Origin of the sequence: Kitasatospora sp. NPDC051170, from assembly GCF_044455705.1 — a bacterium.
Lineage (GTDB): Bacteria > Actinomycetota > Actinomycetes > Streptomycetales > Streptomycetaceae > Kitasatospora.
Genome location: NZ_JBITFA010000002.1, coordinates 291,701 through 312,324, shown reverse-complemented (window position 1 = coordinate 312,324; position 20,624 = coordinate 291,701). Strand labels below are relative to the sequence as shown.

Annotated in this window: 18 protein-coding genes and 1 tRNA gene; 3 read left to right on the top strand and 16 right to left on the bottom strand. The window is 74.3% G+C overall.

What is annotated here, in order from left to right:
• Nucleotides 1-36: 36 nt before the first annotated feature.
• The 6 genes from ACIBCA_RS04995 to ACIBCA_RS04970 all read right to left on the bottom strand — a co-directional run bounded on the left by ACIBCA_RS04995 (nucleotide 37) and on the right by ACIBCA_RS04970 (nucleotide 7,861).
• Nucleotides 37-1,254, bottom strand: coding sequence for a glycosyltransferase 87 family protein (locus tag ACIBCA_RS04995; RefSeq protein ID WP_396281415.1), 1,218 nt, complete (start codon nucleotides 1,252-1,254; stop codon nucleotides 37-39).
• Between the two features lie 348 nt (nucleotides 1,255-1,602).
• The gene (locus tag ACIBCA_RS04990) at nucleotides 1,603-3,093 is read right to left on the bottom strand and encodes an amino acid permease (RefSeq protein WP_396281414.1); all 1,491 of its coding nucleotides are present in this window, start codon (nucleotides 3,091-3,093) and stop codon (nucleotides 1,603-1,605) included.
• Between the two features lie 218 nt (nucleotides 3,094-3,311).
• Complete coding sequence (locus tag ACIBCA_RS04985; protein ID WP_396281413.1) at nucleotides 3,312-4,817, bottom strand: penicillin-binding transpeptidase domain-containing protein; 1,506 nt, start codon at nucleotides 4,815-4,817, stop codon at nucleotides 3,312-3,314.
• Complete coding sequence (locus ACIBCA_RS04980) at nucleotides 4,814-6,136, bottom strand: FtsW/RodA/SpoVE family cell cycle protein (protein WP_396281800.1); 1,323 nt, start codon at nucleotides 6,134-6,136, stop codon at nucleotides 4,814-4,816. Before ACIBCA_RS04980 ends, ACIBCA_RS04985 begins: the two co-directional genes overlap by 4 nt.
• Before the next feature lie 172 nt (nucleotides 6,137-6,308).
• Nucleotides 6,309-7,010, bottom strand: a complete 702-nt coding sequence (locus ACIBCA_RS04975) for an ABC transporter (protein WP_396281412.1) — start codon at nucleotides 7,008-7,010, stop codon at nucleotides 6,309-6,311.
• Nucleotides 7,007-7,861, bottom strand: a complete 855-nt coding sequence (locus ACIBCA_RS04970; protein WP_396281411.1) for an ATP-binding cassette domain-containing protein — start codon at nucleotides 7,859-7,861, stop codon at nucleotides 7,007-7,009. The genes ACIBCA_RS04975 and ACIBCA_RS04970 overlap by 4 nt, the downstream gene beginning before the upstream one ends.
• Nucleotides 7,862-7,986: 125 nt before the next feature.
• Here ACIBCA_RS04970 and ACIBCA_RS04965 point away from each other — a divergent pair, with 125 nt between their 5' ends.
• Together ACIBCA_RS04965 and ACIBCA_RS04960 are read left to right on the top strand one after the other, a co-directional pair.
• Nucleotides 7,987-9,324: a VWA domain-containing protein gene (locus ACIBCA_RS04965; RefSeq protein ID WP_396281410.1), complete on the top strand. Its 1,338-nt coding sequence runs from the start codon at nucleotides 7,987-7,989 to the stop codon at nucleotides 9,322-9,324.
• 2 nt (nucleotides 9,325-9,326) lie between these two features.
• Entirely contained in the window at nucleotides 9,327-10,202 is an 876-nt protein-coding gene (locus ACIBCA_RS04960) for a peptidase (RefSeq protein WP_396281409.1), read from the top strand.
• Nucleotides 10,203-10,287: 85 nt separating this feature from the next.
• On the opposite strand, the gene ACIBCA_RS04955 is transcribed toward ACIBCA_RS04960, so the two are convergent.
• The 10 genes from ACIBCA_RS04955 to ACIBCA_RS04910 form a co-directional block, all read right to left on the bottom strand.
• Nucleotides 10,288-11,931, bottom strand: a complete 1,644-nt coding sequence (locus tag ACIBCA_RS04955; protein WP_396281408.1) for a DUF2079 domain-containing protein — start codon at nucleotides 11,929-11,931, stop codon at nucleotides 10,288-10,290.
• Between the two features lies 1 nt (nucleotide 11,932).
• Nucleotides 11,933-13,177, bottom strand: a complete 1,245-nt coding sequence (locus tag ACIBCA_RS04950; protein ID WP_396281407.1) for a glycosyltransferase 87 family protein — start codon at nucleotides 13,175-13,177, stop codon at nucleotides 11,933-11,935.
• Between the two features lie 242 nt (nucleotides 13,178-13,419).
• Nucleotides 13,420-13,493: transfer RNA gene (locus tag ACIBCA_RS04945), tRNA-Ala, on the bottom strand.
• A 72-nt stretch (nucleotides 13,494-13,565) separates the two neighbouring features.
• The gene (glpR, locus tag ACIBCA_RS04940) at nucleotides 13,566-14,588 is read right to left on the bottom strand and encodes a gephyrin-like molybdotransferase receptor GlpR (protein WP_396281406.1); all 1,023 of its coding nucleotides are present in this window, start codon (nucleotides 14,586-14,588) and stop codon (nucleotides 13,566-13,568) included.
• A 150-nt stretch (nucleotides 14,589-14,738) separates the two neighbouring features.
• Entirely contained in the window at nucleotides 14,739-15,347 is a 609-nt protein-coding gene (locus ACIBCA_RS04935; protein WP_396281405.1) for a GNAT family N-acetyltransferase, read from the bottom strand.
• A gap of 20 nt (nucleotides 15,348-15,367) precedes the next feature.
• Nucleotides 15,368-15,916: a molybdenum cofactor biosynthesis protein B gene (locus tag ACIBCA_RS04930; protein WP_396281404.1), complete on the bottom strand. Its 549-nt coding sequence runs from the start codon at nucleotides 15,914-15,916 to the stop codon at nucleotides 15,368-15,370.
• Nucleotides 15,913-16,353 (bottom strand): cyclic pyranopterin monophosphate synthase MoaC, encoded by a 441-nt coding sequence (gene moaC / locus ACIBCA_RS04925; RefSeq protein WP_396281799.1) that lies wholly within the window; start codon nucleotides 16,351-16,353, stop codon nucleotides 15,913-15,915. Before moaC ends, ACIBCA_RS04930 begins: the two co-directional genes overlap by 4 nt.
• 263 nt (nucleotides 16,354-16,616) lie before the next feature.
• Nucleotides 16,617-17,954, bottom strand: a complete 1,338-nt coding sequence (gene glp, locus ACIBCA_RS04920; protein WP_396281403.1) for a gephyrin-like molybdotransferase Glp — start codon at nucleotides 17,952-17,954, stop codon at nucleotides 16,617-16,619.
• Nucleotides 17,955-17,979: 25 nt separating this feature from the next.
• The gene (gene galU / locus ACIBCA_RS04915) at nucleotides 17,980-18,900 is read right to left on the bottom strand and encodes a UTP--glucose-1-phosphate uridylyltransferase GalU (RefSeq protein ID WP_396281402.1); all 921 of its coding nucleotides are present in this window, start codon (nucleotides 18,898-18,900) and stop codon (nucleotides 17,980-17,982) included.
• 51 nt (nucleotides 18,901-18,951) lie between these two features.
• Entirely contained in the window at nucleotides 18,952-19,830 is an 879-nt protein-coding gene (locus ACIBCA_RS04910) for a GGDEF domain-containing protein (RefSeq protein ID WP_396281401.1), read from the bottom strand.
• Between the two features lie 63 nt (nucleotides 19,831-19,893).
• Here ACIBCA_RS04910 and ACIBCA_RS04905 point away from each other — a divergent pair, with 63 nt between their 5' ends.
• On the top strand, nucleotides 19,894-20,469 hold the full coding sequence (locus ACIBCA_RS04905) for a 5-formyltetrahydrofolate cyclo-ligase (RefSeq protein ID WP_396281400.1): 576 nt from the start codon (nucleotides 19,894-19,896) through the stop codon (nucleotides 20,467-20,469).
• Nucleotides 20,470-20,624: the final 155 nt, after the last annotated feature.

Below are 20,624 nucleotides of genomic sequence, written 5' to 3'. Positions count from 1 at the left end.
GAGAGGCGGGACGGGCTCCGTCGTGTCCGGGGCCGGTCAGCCGAGCGGCAGGGCGGGCAGCGGGGGCTCCGCGGCCGCCCTGGGCGGCGGCACCGGGCGGCGGCTGTTCCAGCGCCGGGCGGCCAGCCGAGGCCAGATCAGCAGCACCGCGGGCAGCCCCAGGTACCCGAAGCGCCCGGCGGGGGCGAAGATGAACGCGATCGTGAGCCCGGCGGCGAGCAGGTCGGCGGCCCCGATCGCGGAGACCGGCGGACGGGCCAGCAGCCAGATGGCCACCCCGACGGCGCCCACGGTGACCAGCGCCAGCGAGATGGTGTGCCCGGTGGGCCCGAAGCCCGCCAGCACCTTGCCCGGCAGCGGGCTGCCGGCCGGAGTGCGGATCGCGGTCAGCCCGAGCGGGAAGCGGACGACCTGGTCGCGCAGCGCGTCCGACTGCCGCAGCCAGACGGGCACGATCACGGCGAGGCTGGCGCCCACCGAGATCAGGGCGGCCCGGGCGGCGGGCCTGCGGCCGTACAGGTGCCAGATCAGCAGGACGGCGACGGGCAGGGCGGGCCAGGCCGTCCACTTGAGGGTGCAGGCGAGGGCGAGCACCAGGCCCGCGCCGACCGGACGGTCCCGGTCGGCGAGCGCCATGGCCAGGCAGCAGACGCCGATCAGCGGCAGGTCCACCCCGCCGACGACCAGGGCCAGCGCTATCAGCGGCGAGGCGGTGAGGACGGCCAGCGGCAGCAGCGGCGCCCGCAGGTCGGTCGTGTTCCGGCGCGAGGGGCGCAGCAGCCGCCAGGCGGCCAGCAGGCAGACGACGAAGGCGAGGGCGAACCAGATCCGGGCGTCCCCCGCGACCTGGGTGAAGGCGTTGGAGCTGCCGAGCAGTTGGCGCGGCATCCCGAACAGGGACATCGCCGGCAGGTACGGGTTGTAGTCGGTGACGACCGCCGTGTGCGGCAGGTAGGCGTCACCGGTGGTGAGCAGCAGGTGCGCGGAGCGCTCGACGACCATCACCTCGGACTGGTGGCGCCCGGTCAGGGCGAGCAGTGCGAGCGGGGCGACGACGGCGCCGAGGAGGGCCGCGGCGGCGGCCGCCCGGGAGGCGACGCGGCGCGGCAGGGCGAGGCAGAGGAGCCCGGCGAGGAGGTAGGAGGGGGCGGCGATCAGGCCCCACAGCCGCTGGTTCTCGAGGTCGGAGACGAGCGGGAAGGCGGCCGCCCAGCCGGCCGCGACGAGGCAGCCGAGCAGTTGGACGGAGCGCATGGAGGCCAGGCGCGCGGGATTCAGCCGATCGGGCGTGGGCGGAAAGGTGCTCTCGCCACGCTGCCGGGGGAAGGGCCGGCCGGTGGAGCCGCGCGCGGGGCGTCCGGGCCCGGTCGGCGCTTCGGAGGGGAGGGACGTGGCCGGCGTTCTGGCGCGGCCGGTGAAGCGGCCGCGCGTGCGGGAGTAGCCGGACGTGCGGGTGCTCACCATGGTGGAAGGTTAGGGCTGCCGGACGGGCCCTGTCGCCACTGCGCAGGGCACAGTTCGTGCCGTGACACGCGAAGGGCCGCCCGGTGTCGTCCAGTTCGGCGACGTTCGGCGGCCCTTCACGATCGGGTAACGGCCGGGTCAACGCGCGTCGACCTCGACCGGCTCCTTCGGCGTCCCCTGCTCCAGCCGCGAGTGCTTGATGCTGTAGCCGAAGTAGACGACCACGGCGACGGCGAGGGCGATGCCGCCGGCCCGGAAGGTGTCGGCGTGCAGGCCCTTGATCAGGTAGGCGCAGAAGCCGATGCTGAGCAGCGGGACGACGGGGTAGCCGGGCACCTTGAAGCCGCGCGGGAGGTCGGGCTGGGTGCGGCGCAGGATGATCACGCCGACGGCCACGACGGAGAACGCGATGAGGGTGCCCAGCGAGGTGATGTCGGCCAGCACGTTCAGGGGGACGAAGGCGGCCAGCGTGCCCACGCCGACCCCGACCACGATGGTGTTCCAGACCGGCGTGCCGGTGCGCGGGGAGACCTCGGCGAACCGCTTGGGCAGCATGCCGTCGCGGCCCATCGAGTACAGGATGCGGGTCTGGCCGTAGATCACCACGAGGGTGACGCTGAAGATCGAGACGATCGCGCCGACCGCGAAGATCATCGCGGGCCAGCTCTGCCCGGTGATGTCCTGCATGATCTGGGCGAGGCCCGCCTCCTGGCCCTTGAACTCGCCCCAGGGCTGGGCGCCGATGCCGGCCAGCGCGACCAGGATGTAGATCAGGGTCACCACGACCAGCGAGATGATGATCGCCAGGGGCATCGTGCGGCGCGGGTTCTTGACCTCCTCACCGGCGGTGGACACCGCGTCCAGGCCGATGAACGAGAAGAAGATGCTGGACGCGGCCATCTGCACCCCGCCGATGCCCAGCGGCATGAACGGGGTCAGGTTGCCGGAGTGGAATCCGGTGAGGGCGACGCAGACGAACAGCACCAGGATCACGATCTTGGTCGCGACCATGACCGCGTTGACCTTCACCGACTCGCTGACGCCGCGCACCAGCAGGAAGCAGATCATCGCGACCAGCAGCAGCGCGGGCAGGTTGAACCAGTGACCGCCGCCGGGGGCGCCGGACAGCTGCTCGGGGATCCTGACCCCGAAGGCCAGGTCGAGGAACTTGTTCAGGTACTCGGCCCAGCTGACCGCGATCGCGGAGGCCGAGACGCCGTACTCCATCAGCAGGCAGATGCCCACGCCGAAGGCCACGCCCTCGCCGAGGGTGGCGTAGGCGTAGGAGTACGAGGAGCCGGAGACCGGGATCGCGGAGGCCATCTCGGCGTAGCAGAGCGCGGTGAGTCCGGCGGTGACCGCGGCGATCACGAAGGACAGGATGACGGCCGGGCCCGCCTGCGGCACCGCACTGCCGAGCACGAAGAAGATGCCGGTGCCGATGGTGGCGCCGATGCCGATCGAGGACAGCTGCCAGAGGCCGACGGTGCGGCGCAGGTGGATGCCGGAGCGTCCGCCCTCCGCGGGCGCGCCCGCCGGAAGGCCGTGGCCCTCACTCTCCGCGATCAGGGACGAGACGGGCTTGCGTCGCAGGAGGCGCGAGCCGAGGGTGTTGCCAGCCAAAACCACGGTCCTTCTAGGCGGGGGAGGGTGTCCTAGTGGTCGGTCACCCGTGACGCCGGGGGGGTGTCATCGGGGATCAACCGAACAAACATGGGACAGTACCCCGCGAAAGCGCCAGTGTCGTCAACAAACGATACCGATCGGCGCATTGGACGAATCGTCGCATGAGACACCACGAACCGGACACTTCGTACGCTTTCTAGCCCCCAAGTCCGGCCCCGGGCTCAGCCGCCCAGCACCGCGCGCATCACCGAGCGGGCGATCGGCGCGGCCAGGGCCCCACCGCTCACGTCCGTCGCATCACTGTCCGCGACCACCACCGCCACCGCCACCGGCGGCACCGCCGTCGATCCCGCGGGCTTGGCCCAGGCGATGAACCAGGCGTACGGCGTCCCGCTGTTGTCCACCCCGTGCTGGGCGGTGCCGGTCTTGCCGCCCACCACGGCGCCCGCGATCCGGGCGTTCCCGCCGGTGCCGTTCTCCACCACGCCGGTCATCAGCCGCTGCAACTGCCCGGCCACCTCCGGGGTCACCGCCCGCCGGTAGGGGGCCGGCCTCATCTGCCGGACCACGGTGCCGTCGGCCTTCGTCAGTCTGTCCACAAGCTGTGGACGCATCACCGTGCCGTCGTTGGCGATCCCGGCCGCGACCATCGCCATCACCAGCGGCGTGGCCGCGGTGTCGAACTGGCCGATGGAGGAGAGCGCCAGCTGGGACTCGTCCATCCGGGTGTCGAAGTTCGAGCGGGCCGGGCGCACCGGAATGTCCAGCCTCGGGTCGTTGAAGCCGAAGTCCGCGGCCGTCCGCGCCATCCGGTCCAGCCCCGTGCGCACCCCCAGGTAGCCGAAGACGCTGTTGCAGCTCGCCGTCATCGCGGCGGCCAGCGAGCGGCCCGGCTGGTCGCAGACGGCGGCGTCGTTGACCAGCGGGGTGGTGGTGCCGGGCAGGACGTACGGGAAGGGCGCGGCGGTCGGCGCGTCCGGGTCGGTGACCACCCCGGCGCTCAGCGCGGCGGCGGCCGTGACCACCTTGAAGGTCGAGCCCGGCGGGTAGGTCTGGCGCAGCGCGCGGTTGAGCATGGGCTGGTCGGCGTCGGTCCGCAGCCGGTTCCACGCCTCCTGGTCGGAGGAGCCGTAGCCCGCGAAGCTCCCCGGGTCGTAGGAGGGCGTGCTGGCCAGCGCCAGGATCCGGCCGGTGGCGGGCTCGATCGCCGCCACCGCGCCCTGCTGGCGGCCCAGGCCCCGCATCGCGGCCTCCTGGGCGGCCCGGTCGAGCGTGGTGTACACGTCCCCGCCGGGGTTCTGCTTCCGGGTGACCGCGTCCCACGGCGACCAGCCGGCGAGCAGGCCGTCCGTGCCGGTCAGCAGGGCGTCCTCGGTGCCCTCCAGCTGGGTGTTGCCGTACGCCTGGGAGGAGTAGCCGGTGACGGCCGCGAAGGTGGGGCCGTCCGTGTAGCCGCGCTTGTAGGCGTACCGGCCGTGGGTGGCCACCGAGGTGGTGACGGGGTCGGAGCCGACCAGGATGTCGCCGCGCGGCTGGGCGTACCGCTCCAGGACGGGCCGCTGGTTGGCGCTGTTGCCGTTGAGCCCCTCGGCCTCGAACACCTGCACCCGGGTGGCCTGGACGCACAGCGCCGCGACGAGCAGCAGGCAGAAGGTCGCGGCCCGGCGCCCGGTGATCGAGATCCCCGGCAGGCCCTGCGGGCCGTTGCCCTTCGACGTCTTCCTCACGCGGGCCTCCGCGCGATGTCGCTCATCCGCACCAGCAGCGCCACGATGATCCAGTTGGTGACCACCGAGGACCCGCCCTGGGCGACGAACGGCAGGGTCATCCCGGTCAGCGGGATCAGCGCGAGCACCCCGCCCGCCACCACGAACACCTGCAGCCCGACGATCGCGGCCAGCCCGATCGCGAGCAGCCGCCCGAACGGGTCGCGCAGGGCGATGCCCGTCCGGAAGCCCCGGGAGATCAGCAGCGCGTACAGCAGGAAGACGGCGAACAGCCCGGTCAGGCCCAGCTCCTCGCCGATGGTGGCGAGGATGAAGTCCGACTTGGCGGCGAAGCCGATCAGCACCGAGTGGCCGTTGCCCAGCCCGGTGCCCAGCTCCCCGCCCCAGGCGAAGGCGAACAGCGACTGGGCGATCTGGTTGGCGCCCCGGCCCGCCGCGATCGAGCCCAGCGGGTCCAGCCAGTCCGTCACCCGGCTGTGCACGTGCGGGGAGAGCCAGCCCACCGTCACCGCCCCGACCGCGGCCAGGCCCAGCCCGATCGCGATCCAGCCGGTACGGGCGGTGGCGACGTAGAGCATCACCACGAACAGGCCGAAGAACAGCAGCGAGGTGCCGAGGTCGGTCTCCAGCACCAGCACCCCGACGAACGCCGCCCAGATCAGCAGCACCGGCCCCAGCACCCGCCCGCGCGGCAGCTGCCAGCGCCACACCCGGCGGCCGGTCAGCGCCAGCGCGTCCCGGTGCACCGCCAGGTAGGCGGCGAAGAAGACGGCCAGCAGGATCTTGGCGAACTCCCCCGGCTGGAAGGACAGCGGCCCGATCACGATCCAGATCCGGGAGCCGTACACCGGCGGGAAGAAGACCGGCAGCACCAGCAGGACCAGCGCCACCAGCGCCCCGAGGTAGGCGTAGCGCTGCAGCCGCCGGTGGTCGCGCACCAGCAGCACCACCGCGATGAACAGCGCCACCCCCAGGCTCGACCAGAGCAGCTGGGTGGAGGCGGCCGCGGCCCGGCCGGGGCCGGCCCGGTCCAGCCGGTAGATCACCACCAGCCCGATCCCGTTGAGCAGGACGGCGATCGGCAGCAGCAGCGGGTCCGCGTACCGGGCCCGCCACCGGACGACGGCGTGCGCCGCCAGCGCCAGCACCCCGAGCGCCCCGCCGTACTGCGCCGCGTCGGCGGGCACCTCACCGTCCAGGTTGACGCCGACCTCGACGTAGCCGAACACGGCGGCCAGGACGGCGGCCACCGTCAGCACGAGCTCGGTGGTGCGCCCCGGCCGCACCGGCCGGCCGGGCCCGGCGGCGGACCTCGTCACGGCGGAGGGTGTCGCCACGGGTCGCTCCAGGGACGTCGGACGGGTGTCGGACAGGCCGGCCGGGGCCGGGCAGCCCCGGTTTCGCACCCTAACGAGCGCTATCCATGTTTATCGGCTCTTCGACCCGGTGTGTCCGCCATTGACCGCCACTCAGACCGACTGCTCACACGCACTACTCGGGCCGACGCCCCGCCAGTGGCGCCACCACCGCTCCCACCAGGGCCGACAGGGCGAGGGCGAGCAGTAGTTCCGGCCACGGCGCCGCGACCAGCCCCGTCCGGGCCGCCGTCACCAGGCCGCTCACCGCGCCGTTCGCCGGGGAGCCCGGCACCACCAGCGCGGCGGCCGAGAGCCCCAGCGTCGCCAGGATGCCGTACGGCGAGCGGAGCAGCACCGGACGGTTGCCCAGCGCCCCGGCCAGCACCCCCGTCAGCACGCAGACCACCGCAGCCGCCAGACCTGCCGTCAGCGCCTCACCCACGCCCGGGGCGTTCCCGGCGCCCTTGTTCGCCACCGGCCCGCTCACCGCCCACAGCGCCGCCACCCCGGCCGCCGCCAGCAGCAGACCGGCCGTCAGCGCCGCCAGCAGTGCCCCCAGGTGCACCCGGGCCGCGCCCGCCGCCGCGACCAGGCAGGCCCGCGAGGCCGGCGGCTCGGCGTTCAGCGCGGCCCGGACGAACCAGGCGCTCACCGGCACCAGCACCCCCGCGCCGAACCCCAGACCGCCCAGCAGCGGATCGCCCTGCTGCACCCCGATCACCATCAGCAGCACGAACGCCAGGAACGGCGGCAGCCAGGCGTGCGAGCGCACCAGCAGCTCCAGGTGGTACCGCGTCAGCGCCCCGACGGCGCCCACCGCTCCCCCTCCCGTCACCCCTCCCCCTCCCGCCGCCGCACCGCCAGCACCCGCACCGCCGGACGGCCCACCAGCAGACTGCGCAGCAGCGCGTCCGAGTGCGCGGAGGCCACCGCCAGCCGCACCACCGTCCCGCCGAGGGCGGAGCGCTCCGGCGCACCGGGCAGCCGCTCGGGCAGCGGGGAGCCGTCCGGCACGTCCACCTCGATCTCCATCACCGGGCCGCCCGGTTCGTACGGCGCCTCCTGTGCCTCCAGCGCCTCCTGACGCAGCGCGCCGTCCGCGCCGACCCGGTACACGGCGCCGGTGCGCCCGGCCAGCCGGGCCGGGTCGTGGTCCACGAACAGGACGGCGCCGCCCTGCGCCGCCCGCTCGGCGGCCGCCTCGTCCAGCACCGCCCGGGCCTCCGGATCCAGCCCCGTCCAGGCTTCGTCCAGCAGCAGCACCCTCGGCTCGGCGATCAACGCCTGCGCCACCGCCACCTTCTGGCAGGTGCCCTTCGACAGCCGGCTCAGCGGCGTGCCCGCCCGGTCCGCGATGCCGAACCGGTCCAGCCACAGCCCGGCCCGCCGCCGCGCCTCCCCGGCCGACAGCCCGTGCACCCGGCCCACCCTCAGCAGGTACGAGGCCGCGTCGAACGGCAGTGCCGGCGGGAAGCGTTCGGGCACGTACGCCACCGGGCCCGGCCGCGCGACCCTGCCGGTGCTGGGCCGCTCGATCCCGGCCGCCAGCCGCAGCAGCGTCGACTTGCCGCTCCCGTTCGTCCCCGCGATCCGCACCAACTCCCCGGGGCCGACCACCAGATGAACCCCGCGCAGGATCCACCGGCCGCCCCGCCCGTACCGCTTGCCGACCGCCGTCAGCTCCATCCGCTACCGCCTCCCCACCCGTGGCGTACGCAGGCTAGCGGGGCCCCTGTGAAAGCGGCGTGAACCCGGCGCCCTGCGGCGGGCTCGTTTGGCCTTGGCGAACTGATGATCCCTAGGATCGCCGCGTGAATACCGGACGACGACCGAAGACCAGGATCGGCAGCCTGCTGGCCGCCCTGGCGATAACCGGCGCCTCGCTGCTGCTGGGCGTGCCCGCGCATGCCGACGAACCGACAGCCGGCGCCACCCCCGCCGCCCCCAAGGAGGCTCCCAGGGTCGACCTGGTCCTGGATGTCAGCGGCTCGATGACCGCCACCGACATCCAGGGCAAGAGCCGCATCTCGGTGGCCCAGCAGTCGCTGAACGAGGTGATCGACGCCCTGCCCCCCGAGACCGAGTTCGGCATCCGCACCCTGGGCGCGACCTACCCCGGCAACGACAAGAACCTCGGCTGCCAGGACACCAAGCAGCTGTTCCCGGTCGGCAAGACCAACAAGGTGGAGGCCAAGACCGCGGTCGCCACCCTGCGCCCCACCGGCTGGACCCCGATGGGCCTGGCGCTGCGCGGCGCCGCGCAGGACCTCGGCAAGGGCGAGACCACCCGCCGCGTGGTGCTGATCACCGACGGCGAGGACACCTGCACCCCGCCCGACCCCTGTGACGTGGCCCGCGAGCTCGCCTCCCAGGGCATCCACCTGGTGGTCGACACCCTGGGCCTGGCGCACGACGACAAGACCCGCCAGCAGCTCCAGTGCATCGCCAACGCGACCGGCGGCAGCTACACCGACGTCCGCACCCCGCAGCAGCTCACCGACAAGGTGAAGCAGCTGGTCGACCGCACCAACGACACCTACACGGTGGCCCCGGTCAAGACCGCGGGCACCGACAAGTGCGAGAACGCCCCGGTGCTCGCCCCGGGCGTCTACAGCGACCGCGAGAAGTTCTCCGAGCACCGCGTCTACAAGGTGCCGGTCAAGTCCGGCCAGGAGCTGCGCGCCTCCGTCAGCGTCTCGCTCGACCGCGCGGTGAACCGCGACTACGGCGTCCTGCTGCAGGCCACCAGCGCCGCCGGCCAGGAGCTGGTCCGCGGCACCGACGCGGGGAGCAGCCGCACCGACGTCGTCTCCACGGGCCTGCGCTGGTCCACCGACGACTCCAAGGGCTACGTCACCGCGAGCCCGAGCACCTCGGCCAAGGACAAGGACAAGGACAAGCCGGACACCACCGTCTGCCTGGTCGTCAGCAACTCGGCCTCCCCGGCGACCGGCGTCCAGGCCGACCCCGGCATGCCGCTGGAGCTGACCGTCGACCTGACCGCCGCCTCGCCCTCCCCCGAGGGCGCCGCGATGGGCCTCGGCCGCGGCTGGATCCTGTTGCTCACCCTCACCCTGGCCGGCCTGCTCTTCGGCCTGGTCTTCGGCTGGATCGCCCGCTGGCGCATCTCCGTCTGGCGGGAGAACTGATCATGCGTAGGACCTTCCGCGGCGCCCTCGCCGCCCTCGCCCTGCTGCCCGCCCTCGCCCTCGGCGCCCCGGCGGCCTCCGCCGACTCGCCCTCGCCCTCCGCGAGCGCGACCGGCGGCGCCCCCGCCCCGGCCACCAAGGCGGGCACCACCTTCCTGACCGCGGTGAACCTCTCCCCCGGCCAGGACGCCAAGGTGGCCGCCTCCACCGGCGACTACCTGTACTGGGCCTTCGGCGCCGCCGAGGGCCAGACCCCGTCGATCACCCTCGGCGTCGACCTGGCCCCCACCGCGGACCGGCACGGCCCGCAGACCTGGTCGGTCGAGGTCTTCGACGGGCTGCGCCGCCGCCAGGCGTGCACCGCCGGCACCCAGAACGCCACGGGCGCGAAGGAGGCGACCAGCCTCCAGCTCAGCTGCACCCTGCGCGAGGTCCGCACCTGGGCCGAGCCGTGGTCCGGCGACCCGCTGCCCGGCACGTACTACGTCCGGCTGTCGGTCACCGACGCCCCGCAGCCCGACCTGGGCCTGGCCGCCTCCGTCCAGCTGCACGTCGCCGCCAAGGGCGACGCCGACAACGCCCAGCCGGAGGGCGGGGAGCTGAAGGCCCCGCTCGTCCCGCCGGTGGGCGGCGGCGCCTCCACCGCCAAGGCCGCCGCCCCGGTGGCCGAGGAGGAGCACTGGTACACCGGCTGGTTCTCCGGCTGGAACAGCCGCTGGTACTGGACGATCGGCGGCGGCTTCCTGGCCGCGCTGGCGGGCGTCCTGGGCTACAACCTCACCCGGCACCCCCGCGGCCACCGCCCGGGCCGCTACGGCTCCGTGCCGCCGCAGTCGGGCACGCACCACCACCACGAGGGCCACGCCGAGCGCCACTGAGCCCCGCGCAACGAGCGAACGAGGGCCCGGCCGGAGTCATCCGGCCGGGCCCTCGGCGCGTGTTCGCGCGTATTCGGGAGCGCGCTCAGCCCCGGAAGAGGTCGTGCCCCACGTCCGAGGGCACCTCGTCCTGCACCGGCTTGCCGCCCGGCCCGGGCACGTGCTCGCCCGGGATCGGCTCGGAGCCCTCCCGGTGCAGCAGCACCACCCCGTCCTCGGCCCACACCTGCCGGTACCCGTGCGCCAGCAGCAGCTCGATCCGGGCGGCCTGCTCCTTGTCCGTCTTGAACGGGAAGGACCGCTTGTCCGAGCGGGTCAGCACGTAGGCGCGCCCGCGCGGCGTGCCGTCCACCAGCACCACGTCCGTACGGGCCGTCAGCCGCGGCGCGATCTGGTTGTCCGCCTCGACGGAGGCGCCGTCCGGGATCAGCGCGGCGGCCCGCACCAGCGCGGCCTCGCTCGCCCGGGGCGCCCAGGAGGAGGGCACGGCCAGCTGCGCCAGCCCGATCGGCACGGCGGCGACCAGCGCGATCCCGGCCACGCCCAGGCCCGTCAGCCGGGCCCGCCGTACGAGCGGCTCCGGCCGGTCGGCGGCGCTGAGGCGGCCCAGCACCTCGACGGCCGACACCAGCAGGATCGGCCACAGCATCGAGTCGTAGTGCCGGGCGACCGACCAGTGGTTGGGGTTGCTGGACAGGATGCGCTCGGCCAGCAGCGGCACCAGGCACAGCACGGTGGCCGAGCGCAGCGGCACCAGCAGCATGGACCCGAAGAGCCAGAGCAGCAGCAGCGGCTTGAGCGGCTGGTCGAAGGCGGTCTGCACCAGCAGGAACGGGTTGTGCAGCAGGTGCCGCAGCGCGTCCCCGCCGTCCGCGCCGAGCGCCGTGTAGTTCCAGTAGTAGCCCGGCTCGCCGCCCATCGCGGGGATCAGCCACTTGATCGCCACCGCCGCCGCGAGGGGCCCGCCGATCAGCAGCCCCAGCCCGGTGAAGCGGCCCGCGCGGTCCTGCGTACGGCGGGTGCGCAGCAGCAGCACCAGCCCGTACGCGCCGACCATCAGGCCGAGGTCCTCCTTGGTGCAGCACAGCAGCAGGGCCGCGAGCACCACCGTGCCGTAGCGCCGGGCGAGGCCCCGCTCCAGCATCAGCAGGATCAGCGGGACGGCGAAGGCCACCTCGTGGAAGCCGACCCGGGCGGCGACGAGCAGCGGCCAGCCGAGCGCGTAGACGAGCCCGGCCAGGTCGGCGGCGCGACGGGCGGTGCGCGGCTCGGCGGCGGCGAAGCCGTGCGCGGTGATCCGCCGGATCAGCGGCACCCCGGCGGCGAACAGCAGCGACTGACCGAGGATCAGCGAGCGCGGGTCGTCCCAGATCCAGTACAGCGGCGCGAGCAGCGCCAGGACGGGCGAGAAGTGGTCGCCCAGCAGCGAGAACCCGGGCGGGAACTCGTGGTGGAAGCTCTTGAGCGTGGAGACCGGCAGCCCGAAGTGGGCGTAGCCGCGCACGCCCTGGTCGAAGATGCCGAGGTCGAAGCCGCCGAGGCCGACCGACACCCAGCCCTGCATGCCGACCGCGAGCATCGTGACGAAGCAGAGGGCCGTGAGCAGCAGGGTCCGCCGGCCCGGGGTGAGGGCGGCCTCCAGCCGCCGGGCCCGTCCGGTCGGTGCGGCGTCCGCCGTCTCCGTCGCCTCGGATCGGGTCTCGGTGGTCCTGGTGGTCTCGGTGGTCACGTCAGCCCTGTTTCGTCAGTGCGTCGTCGTGGTCGAGTGCGGAGGCGGGCAACGCCCAGGAGCCGTCCTCCCCGGCGGCCCGGCGGCGCACCCGGTACAGGCGCAGGCCGATGACCACCAGGACCGCGATGCCGATCGGCGGGTAGATCGAGCCGGGCAGCTGCCAGTTCCAGCCGACCTCGCGGCCCCACCGGTGCGGCACCAGCCACATGATGTGCGAGAGGAACACCGTCGCCGTCACGCCGAGCAGCACCCGGCGGGCGGTCGTCCTGGCCTCGGCGGCCAGCAGGGCGAGCAGGGGCAGGCACCAGACCCAGTGGTGGGTCCAGCTGATCGGGGAGACCAGCAGCGCGGTGAGCGCGGTGCACACCCCGCCCCAGGCGTCGGCCCGGCGCAGCACCCGCACGGAGCGCCCGGCCAGCACGGCCACCCCGATCCCCAGGGAGGCGACGAGCGCCGTGGCGATCAGCCCGACCGTGCCGGGGTCGTTGACGTCGAGCAGCCGGCAGACCGCCCCGCGCAGCGACTGGTTGTCCACCAGGACGGTCACCCCGACCCGGCTCGGGTCCCACAGGTACTTCGTCCAGAAGCCGTACGAGGCGTCCGGCAGCGCGGCCCAGCCGATCAGCGCGGCCGCCAGGAAGGTCGCGCCGGAGACCATCGCGGCGCGCACCCGGCCGGTCAGCAGCAGGTAGACGGCGAACAGCCCGGGGGTGATCTTGATCGCGGTGGCCAGGCCGATGCCCACGCCCTTGAGCGGGGAGCGGTCCGGGCGGGTGAGGTCCCACAGGACCAGGCAGAGGATGGCCAGGTTCACCTGGCCGTACTGGAAGGTGGTGTAGACCGGCTCCAGCCAGACCCCGACGCCCGTGGCCAGCAGCACGGCGGCCGGGCGGTTGCGCTTGGCGGGCCAGCCGGCCAGCCGGAAGGACAGGTGGGCGGCCAGGGCCAGCAGCGCGTAGTTGCCGAGCATCACCAGGACGCGCAGGGTGCTCACGTCGAACCAGGTGCTCGGCACGAACAGCATCGCCGCGAAGGGCGGGTAGGTGGCCGGCAGGTCCCATCCGGGCAGGCGCATCGCGTAGAGGTCGTCGCCGTTCACGACGGCCTGGCCCTCCGCCCGGTAGACCAGCATGTCGACCATGCTCGCCCCGTGCAGGTGCCGCTGGTACGCGAACACCGCGATCGACACCGCCGCGAGGACGGCCGCCCCGATGGTCCAGGCTCTCGAACCGAACTCGCGCACCGCGATGGCACCCCGTTGAGTTAGACCAGATCGTTCCGGCGTCAGCGTCTGGGCCCAACCACCATAACCGACCCCCCTGAGCCCCAAACCGCGTCAGAAACACTCCCCCGACGCCGCTGTGACGCCCGCCACAGCACCCCCGCACACACCGCGGGGCCCGGGAACCGCGCGGCCCCGGCCAGGCGAAGGCCCGGAAATGCGAAGTCCCGCCGGGAGTTACCTCCCGGCGGGACTTCGTTGGGTGGAGCTGAGGGGATTCGAACCCCTGACCCCCTCGATGCGAACGAGGTGCGCTACCGGACTGCGCCACAGCCCCAACGAGAAGAAACTCTAGCACCTTTCGGAGGGGGTCCGTGACCACCCCCCTGGTCGGGGGCGGTCACCCCCCTCATTCGTTGGCGGCGCGGGGGCGGGACTCCGGGGCGGGGGCCTCGGCGTACTGGTCGAACAGCGGGGTGTTGCGGGGCTCGGCCGGGCGCCCGGAGGTCCAGGTGCCGGGGGCGGAGAGGTCGAGGCCCCGGGAGACCCGGGGGGCGACCGGCGCGGTGACGTAGGTCGGCAGCGGGACGGGCACGGGCTCCCAGGAGTCCGGGCCCGCGGCGCCGCGCTCGCGCATGCCGTCGACCCACTCCTCGTGCTCGGTGACCTCCGCGACGGCGGAGGCGGTGGGCGTCGCGGGCGACGGGTCGGCGGCCAGCCGCAGGTGCTGGCGGCGGGCGGCGCGCTCCCCGACGGGCGCCGCCGGGGCGGCGGGCTCCTCGACGGGCCGGTGCTCGGTGACGGCCTCCGTGCTCGCCGCGCGCTGCTGCTCGCGCTTGCGCAGCCGCTCGGCGGCCTGGACGGCCCGGTCGCGGTCCAGCTTCACCTCGAACCGCTGGCGCTCCAGCCGGCGCAGGTGGCCGATGTACAGGGTGAGGAGGGCCGCCGGCACGGCCGGGACCCAGAGGAAGGCGAGGCCGAAGACCGCGGCGAAGACGGCGCCGAGGGCGAAGGCGAAGAAGAGGACGGTGACCATCCGGCGCCGGCGGGCCAGCAGCCGCGCCCTGCGCTCCGCACCGCCGGGGACCACCGGGGCGGGCGCCGGAACCGCGGCCGCAACGGGCGCCGGAGCGGGCACCGGAGCGGGCCGCCCGGCCGGGGGTTCGGGCTCCCGCACGTCGGGGTCGCCGGGGGCGGCCTCCTCCTGCGCGGAGGGGCCGTCGGTGTTCTTCTCGTCACGCGATTCGTCGCCCAGGGCCCGGGCTGCCCGCCGCTCCAGCGCCGAACGCCCGGCCAGCAGGCGGATGGCGGTGCTGAAGCGTTCCGTCGGGCGCGCCTCGTTGAGTTCGTCCTGCCTGCGGAGCCACATCGGCACCAGATAGGCGGCCCAGGCCCCTACGATGACGGCGTAGATAAGGCCGCTACTGCTCACGATTCACACCGTACGGGCGGTGGCGAAGGCGCGGCAGCAATTTGGCGCGGCGTGTCGTGTGATCAAGCTGATTCTCCGACTATTTTGCCGGTATTTGTGCCGGTCCGGTGCGGCGCCGATGCCATATCGATATTTCTTTCGAACATATATTCAATTATTCGGCTCGCGGCCGGAACTGAGCGCCCGCCAGCGCTCCAGCATCCCCTCCGGAACCTCCTCGGCGGTCAGTGCGTACACCAGGTGGTCACGCCAGTCGCCGTCGATGTGGAGATAACGCGGGCGGATTCCCTCCGAGCGGAAGCCGAGCTTTTCCACCACCCGGCGGCTCGGGGCGTTCTCCGGGCGGATGCAGACCTCGATCCGGTGCAGGCCCATGGTGCGGAAACAGTGGTCCACCGAAAGCGCCACGGCGGTCGGCATGATGCCCCGGCCGGCCACCGCCTCGTCGATCCAGTAACCGACGTTCGCCGCGCACATCGAGCCCCAGGTGATCCCGCCGACCGTCAACTGCCCCACCATCTGGCCCTTGTGGACCACGACGAAGGGCAGCATCCGGCCGGCCGCCGCCTCGTTGCGCAGGAAGCGGACCATCTGCCGGTACGTCGGGCGGGGGCCCGCGGCCTGACCGGCCGGGCCCGGCGGGACGGTGGCCTCCCAGCGGCGCAGCCAGTCGCGGTTGCGGCGGCTGATCTCCTGCCACTCGCCCTGGTCGCGGCGCCGGATCGGGCGCAGCACGACCTCGCCCTCCTGGAGCTCCACCGGCCAGCCGGCACCCGCGTTCAGTGCGCTCTCCCCGAGTCGGAGCCGGAGTGAGCGCCCGAGCCGGAGGCCGGGGCGTCGGGCCGGGGGTGGTCCCCGCCGCGCAGCTGGTCCACGGCGTGGGCGAGCAGCGGCTCCAGGACGGCCAGGCCGTCCCGGACTCCGCCGGTCGAGCCCGGCAGGTTGACGATAAGGGTCCGCCCGGCGAGCCCCGCGAGCCCGCGGGAGAGCGCCGAGGTGGGCACCCGGTCGCGGCCGTAGGCGCGGACGGACTCGGCGATGCCGGGGACCTCGCGGTCGATCACCCGGGCGGTCATCTCGGGGGTGAGGTCCATCGGCGAGATGCCGGTGCCACCGGTGGTCAGCACCACGTCGTACCCGGCCGCGACGGCCTCGCGCAGCACGGCCTCCACCGGTTCGCCGTCCGGGACGACGCGGGGGCCGTCGGTGGCGAAGCCCATCGCGGTCAGGCCGGCGACCAGCAGCGGGCCGCCCCTGTCCTCGTACACCCCGGCCGAGGCGCGGTTGGAGACGGTCACAGCGAGGGCCTTCGCGCCCACCTCGCTCACTGCTCGACCTCCGGGGCGAACCAGTCGCCGCTCTTGCCGCCGGTCTTGCTCAGGACCCGGACGGACTCGATGGCGGCGCCCTTGTCCACGGCCTTGACCATGTCGATGACGGTCAGCGCGGCCACCGTCACCGAGGTCAGGGCCTCCATCTCGACGCCGGTGCGGTCGGCCGTCTTCACGGTGGCGGTGATCTCGACGGCGTCGTCGGCGACGGCGAGGTCGACCTTGACGCCGGAGACGGCGATCGGGTGGCAGAGCGGGATCAGGTCGGGCGTGCGCTTGGCGCCCATGATCCCGGCGATGCGGGCCACTTCGAGGGCGTCGCCCTTGGGCACGCCCTCGCCGCGCAGCAGCTCGACCACCTTCGGGGAGACCCTGACCCGCCCGGCCGCGACGGCGGTGCGCGCGGTGGTGGCCTTCTCGGACACGTCGACCATCCGGGCCGCGCCCTGCTCGTCGACGTGGGTCAGGCGGTCGCCTGGGGGCGGTGTCGTCACGGGGAACTCCAGGGGCGCGCGGGCGGAATACCGCGCTACCGTACAGCGCCGTGACCGCCCCGCTCGCCTCCGGGCGCTCGAAATCCGGTGTCGACGGTCGGCGCTCCCTCGCTCCTTCGTCGCTCCCTCGCTTCTCCCTTTCGACACCGGCGCGCCCTTCGGCTCGGGGCGAGCGCCGTGACCGCCCTCACGGCTCCGGGCGCTCAGGAGTCGAGCAACACCACGTCGACCTCGCTGCCGGCGGGCAGGTCGGTGACGGCCTCGGGGACGGTGATCAGGCAGTCGGCCCGGGCGAGGGCCCCGACCAGGTGGGAGTCGGCGCCGCCGACCGGGCGGACGGTGCCGTCCGCGGGCGAGTAGGCGCCGCGCAGGAACTGGCGGCGGCCGGCCGGGGAGCGCAGGGCCACGGGGCACAGGGCGCGGACCACCGGGCGGTGGACGTCGGAGGCGCCGAGCATGGTGCGGATGACCGGGCGGACGAACAACTCGAAGGAGATGTACGCGCTCACCGGGTTGCCGGGCAGGGCGAGCAGCGGCACCCCGGTGCGCCCGCCGATGCGGCCGAAGCCCTGCGGCTTGCCGGGCTGCATCCGCAGCCGCCGGAAGTCCACCCCTCCGTAGGACTCGAAGACCTCCTTGACCACGTCGTACGCGCCGACGCTGACCCCGCCGCTGGTGACGATCAGGTCGGCGCGGCCGAGCTGGTCCTCCAGGACGGCGCGCAGCACCTCGGCGTCGTCGGGGACGGCGCCGACGCGGAAGGCGATGGCGCCGGCCTCCTGGGCGGCCGCGGTGAGGGTGAAGCTGTTGGAGTCGGCGATCTGGCCGGGGCCGACGGGCTCGCCGGGCTGGACCAGCTCGCTGCCGGTGGACAGCACGACGACCCTCGGGCGCGGGCGGACCTTGACGGTGGCCCGGCCGATCGCGGCGAGCAGGCCGAGCTGGGCGGGGCCGAGCCGGGTGCCGGAGGTCAGGACGGTCTCGCCGGCGGCGACGTCGCTGCCGCGGCGGCGGATGTGCGCGCCCTCGGCGACCGGGCGCAGGACCCGGACCTCCTCGCCCTCGACGGGGGCGGCCATCGCGGCGGCGGGCGCGCCGGTGCCGGTGCCGCCGTCCGTCCACTCGACGGGGGCGACGGCCTGGGCGCCGGGCGGCAGGGGGGCGCCGGTCATGATCCGGGCGGCCTGGCCGGGGCCGACCTTGGGCAGCTCACCCGCACCGGCGGCGATGTCGCCGACCACCGAGAGCACCGAGGGGTAGGTGTCGGTGGCGCCGGCGGTGTCGGCGGTGCGCAGGGCGTAGCCGTCCATCGAGCTGTTGTCGAAGGGCGGCAGGTCCCCGCCCGCGCGGACGTCCTCCTCCAGGCGGCAGCCCTGGGCGTCCAGGAGCTGGAGCTCGATGGGCGGCAGGGGGCCGATCTCGGCGAGGACGTCGGTGAGGTGCTCGTCGACGCTCCACAGGCGAGGAGCCGCCGGTGCCCGGTCCCCGGAGGCGTCACAGCAGGCGGAAGGCGCGGTGTGGTGCTTCGGGGACCCGGTCATCGGCGGCTCACTCTCTAACGAAAGGTCAGTCCTGCAGTTCGGTGGCGACGAAGCCGCGCAGCCAGGAGCGGAACTCCGGGCCGAGGTCCTCGCGCTCGGCGGCGAGGCGGACGATGGCGCGCAGGTAGTCGGCGCGGTCGCCGGTGTCGTAGCGGCGGCCCTTGAAGAGGACGCCGTGGACCTTGCCGCCCTCGGCCGCGTCGCGGGTGGTGAGCTCGCGCAGGGCGTCGGTGAGCTGGATCTCGCCGCCGCGGCCGGGCTTGGTCTCACGCAGCACGTCGAAGACCAGCGGGTCGAGGACGTAGCGGCCGATGACGGCGTAGTTGGAGGGGGCCTCACCCGGCTCGGGCTTCTCGACCAGGTCGGTGACCTCGAAGACGTCCTCGCCGAAGCCGTTGGCCTTGACGGCGGCGCAGCCGTAGAGGTGGATCTGGGAGGGCTCGACCTCCATGAGGGCGACGACGGAGCCGCCGAACTCCTGCTGGACCTCGATCATGCGGGCGAGCAGCGGGTCGCGCGGGTCGATCAGGTCGTCGCCGAGCAGGACGGCGAAGGGCTGGCCGGCGACGTGCTGCTCCGCGACGGAGACGGCGTGGCCGAGGCCCTTCGGGTCGCCCTGGCGGACGTAGTGCATGTTGGCCAGCTCGACGGACTCCCGGACGCGGCGCAGGCGGTCCTCGTCGCCCTTGCGGACGAGCAGCTCCTCCAGCTCGTAGGCGCGGTCGAAGTGGTCCTCGAGGGCGCGCTTGTTGCGGCCGGTGACCATGAGTATGTCGGACAGGCCCGCGGCGGAGGCCTCCTCCACCACGTACTGGATGGCCGGCTTGTCGACGACCGGCAGCATCTCCTTCGGCGTCGCTTTGGTGGCCGGAAGGAAGCGGGTGCCCAGGCCGGCCGCGGGGACCACGGCCTTGGTGACCGGAATTCGGGAGCTGGTCGTCGTCATGCGTTTACCTTACTCAGGCATGTTTTCACCCGGCCGGGCGCGGTCGCCCCACTAGGGCAGCAGGTCGCGGGGCCCGGCCACGGTGGCAGGCGAATGGGAGGCGACGGGCGGGGCGAGGGGCTCCCGTCCGGCACAGGCGGACAGACTACCCGCCTTTCCCGAACGGTCACGTTCGGGAGTCGGGCCGCCCCCCGCGGCGGGAGCGGCCCGGTCGGTCGTACTCCTCCAGCAGTCGCCCCCGGCGGCGCGGGCCGCGGCGAGGGCCCGGTCGGCGGCGCGCAGCAGGACGGCGGCGTGGGTGCCGTCCTCGGGCAGCACGGCGACGCCGACGGCGGCGGTCAGTCCGTTGCCGTGCGCGGGGCGGGGCTCGCGCGGGCCGGAGGACCAGTCGAGCAGCAGATGGCGGCGCACGGACCAGACGAGCCGCTCGGCGACCTGGGCGGCGCCCTCGGCCCCGGTGTCCGGCAGGACGACCAGGAACTCCTCGCCGCTGTAGCGGCCGAGGGTGTCGGCGCGGCGGATCTCCATCGCGAGGCGCTGGGCGAGGTCGCGCAGCACGGCGCCGGCCCGGGCGCGGCCGTGCTCGGCGACGACGGCGTCGAACCCGGCGATCTCCAGCAGCAGGACGGCCAGCGGGCGCGGGCCCTCGCCCTGTTCGCTGTGCTCGGCGCGGCGGGCGCGCTCGATCTCGCGGTCCAGGGTGAGCTGAAGGTGGCGGTAGTTCCAGACGCCGGTGAGCGGGTCGCAGGAGGCGGTGCGCTCCAGTTCGGCGCAGCGGGCCCCCAGTTCGGCGGTCCGCTCGTTCAGCCGGGCCTCCCGGGCGGACGCCTCGGCGGTGCGGCGGCGCAGCCGGAGCCCGAGCACGGTGGTGCCGGCCAGGGAGGGGACGCACAGGGCGGCCAGGGCCTGGACCAGCAGCGGCGTGGACAATCGCGGGGGCCTTTCCCGTGACAGGCTCGGCGGACGTGGAGGGTGCGTGACGTGGAGGATCTGATGCACAACGAGAAGAGCGGCCTGAGGACACGGCTCCTGGCCGACCGTCGTGCGCTGTCGGCCGAGGAGCGGGAGGCGGCGGCCCGGGGGCTGGCCGGGCACGCCGGGGAGCTGGCGGAGCCGGGGGCCACGGTGGCGGCGTACGTCTCGGTGGGCGCGGAGCCGGGGACGCGGCCGCTGCTGGACGCGCTGCGCTCGCGCGGGGTGCGGGTGCTGCTGCCGGTCCTCTTGCCCGACAACGACCTGGACTGGGCCGAGTACGCGGGCCCGCAGGCGCTGGAGCCGGCCGGGCGGGGGCTGTTGGAGCCGTCGGGGCCGAGGCTGGGGCCGGAGGCGGTGACGGGGGCCTCGGTGGTGCTGCTGCCGGGGCTGGCGGTGGACCGGCGGGGGCTGCGGCTGGGGCGCGGCGGGGGCAGCTACGACCGGGTGCTGGCACGGCTGGAGCGGGCGGGGGCGCGGCCGGTGCTGGCGGTGCTGCTGTACGGCTCGGAGCTGCTGGAGCGGGTGCCGGCGGAGGAGCACGACCGGGCGGTGGACCTGGCGGTGACGCCTGGCGGGGTGCACCGGCTGGGGTGAAGAGGCTGGGCTGAAGAGGCTGGGCTGAAGAGGCGGGGGCCCCCCCCCCCCCCGGGGGGACCCCCCCCCCCCCCCCGGGCGGGGCGCCCCTGGGGTGCCCCCCCCGGTGGGTGGTGGGCCTTGCGCACACCGCCCGGCGGGTGGGCCCCGGGTTG

Excerpts from the sequence above, each read along its gene's own strand:
- ACIBCA_RS04905 (WP_396281400.1), top strand. The coding sequence starts at position 19,894 with ATGCACAACGAGAAGAGCGGCCTGAGGACACGGCTCCTGGCCGACCGT.
- glp (WP_396281403.1), bottom strand. The coding sequence starts at position 17,954 with ATGACCGGGTCCCCGAAGCACCACACCGCGCCTTCCGCCTGCTGTGAC.
- ACIBCA_RS04995 (WP_396281415.1), bottom strand. The coding sequence starts at position 1,254 with ATGCGCTCCGTCCAACTGCTCGGCTGCCTCGTCGCGGCCGGCTGGGCG.
- ACIBCA_RS04970 (WP_396281411.1), bottom strand. The coding sequence starts at position 7,861 with ATGGAGCTGACGGCGGTCGGCAAGCGGTACGGGCGGGGCGGCCGGTGG.
- galU (WP_396281402.1), bottom strand. The coding sequence starts at position 18,900 with ATGACGACGACCAGCTCCCGAATTCCGGTCACCAAGGCCGTGGTCCCC.
- moaC (WP_396281799.1), bottom strand. The coding sequence starts at position 16,353 with ATGGTCGACGTGTCCGAGAAGGCCACCACCGCGCGCACCGCCGTCGCG.
- ACIBCA_RS04960 (WP_396281409.1), top strand. The coding sequence starts at position 9,327 with ATGCGTAGGACCTTCCGCGGCGCCCTCGCCGCCCTCGCCCTGCTGCCC.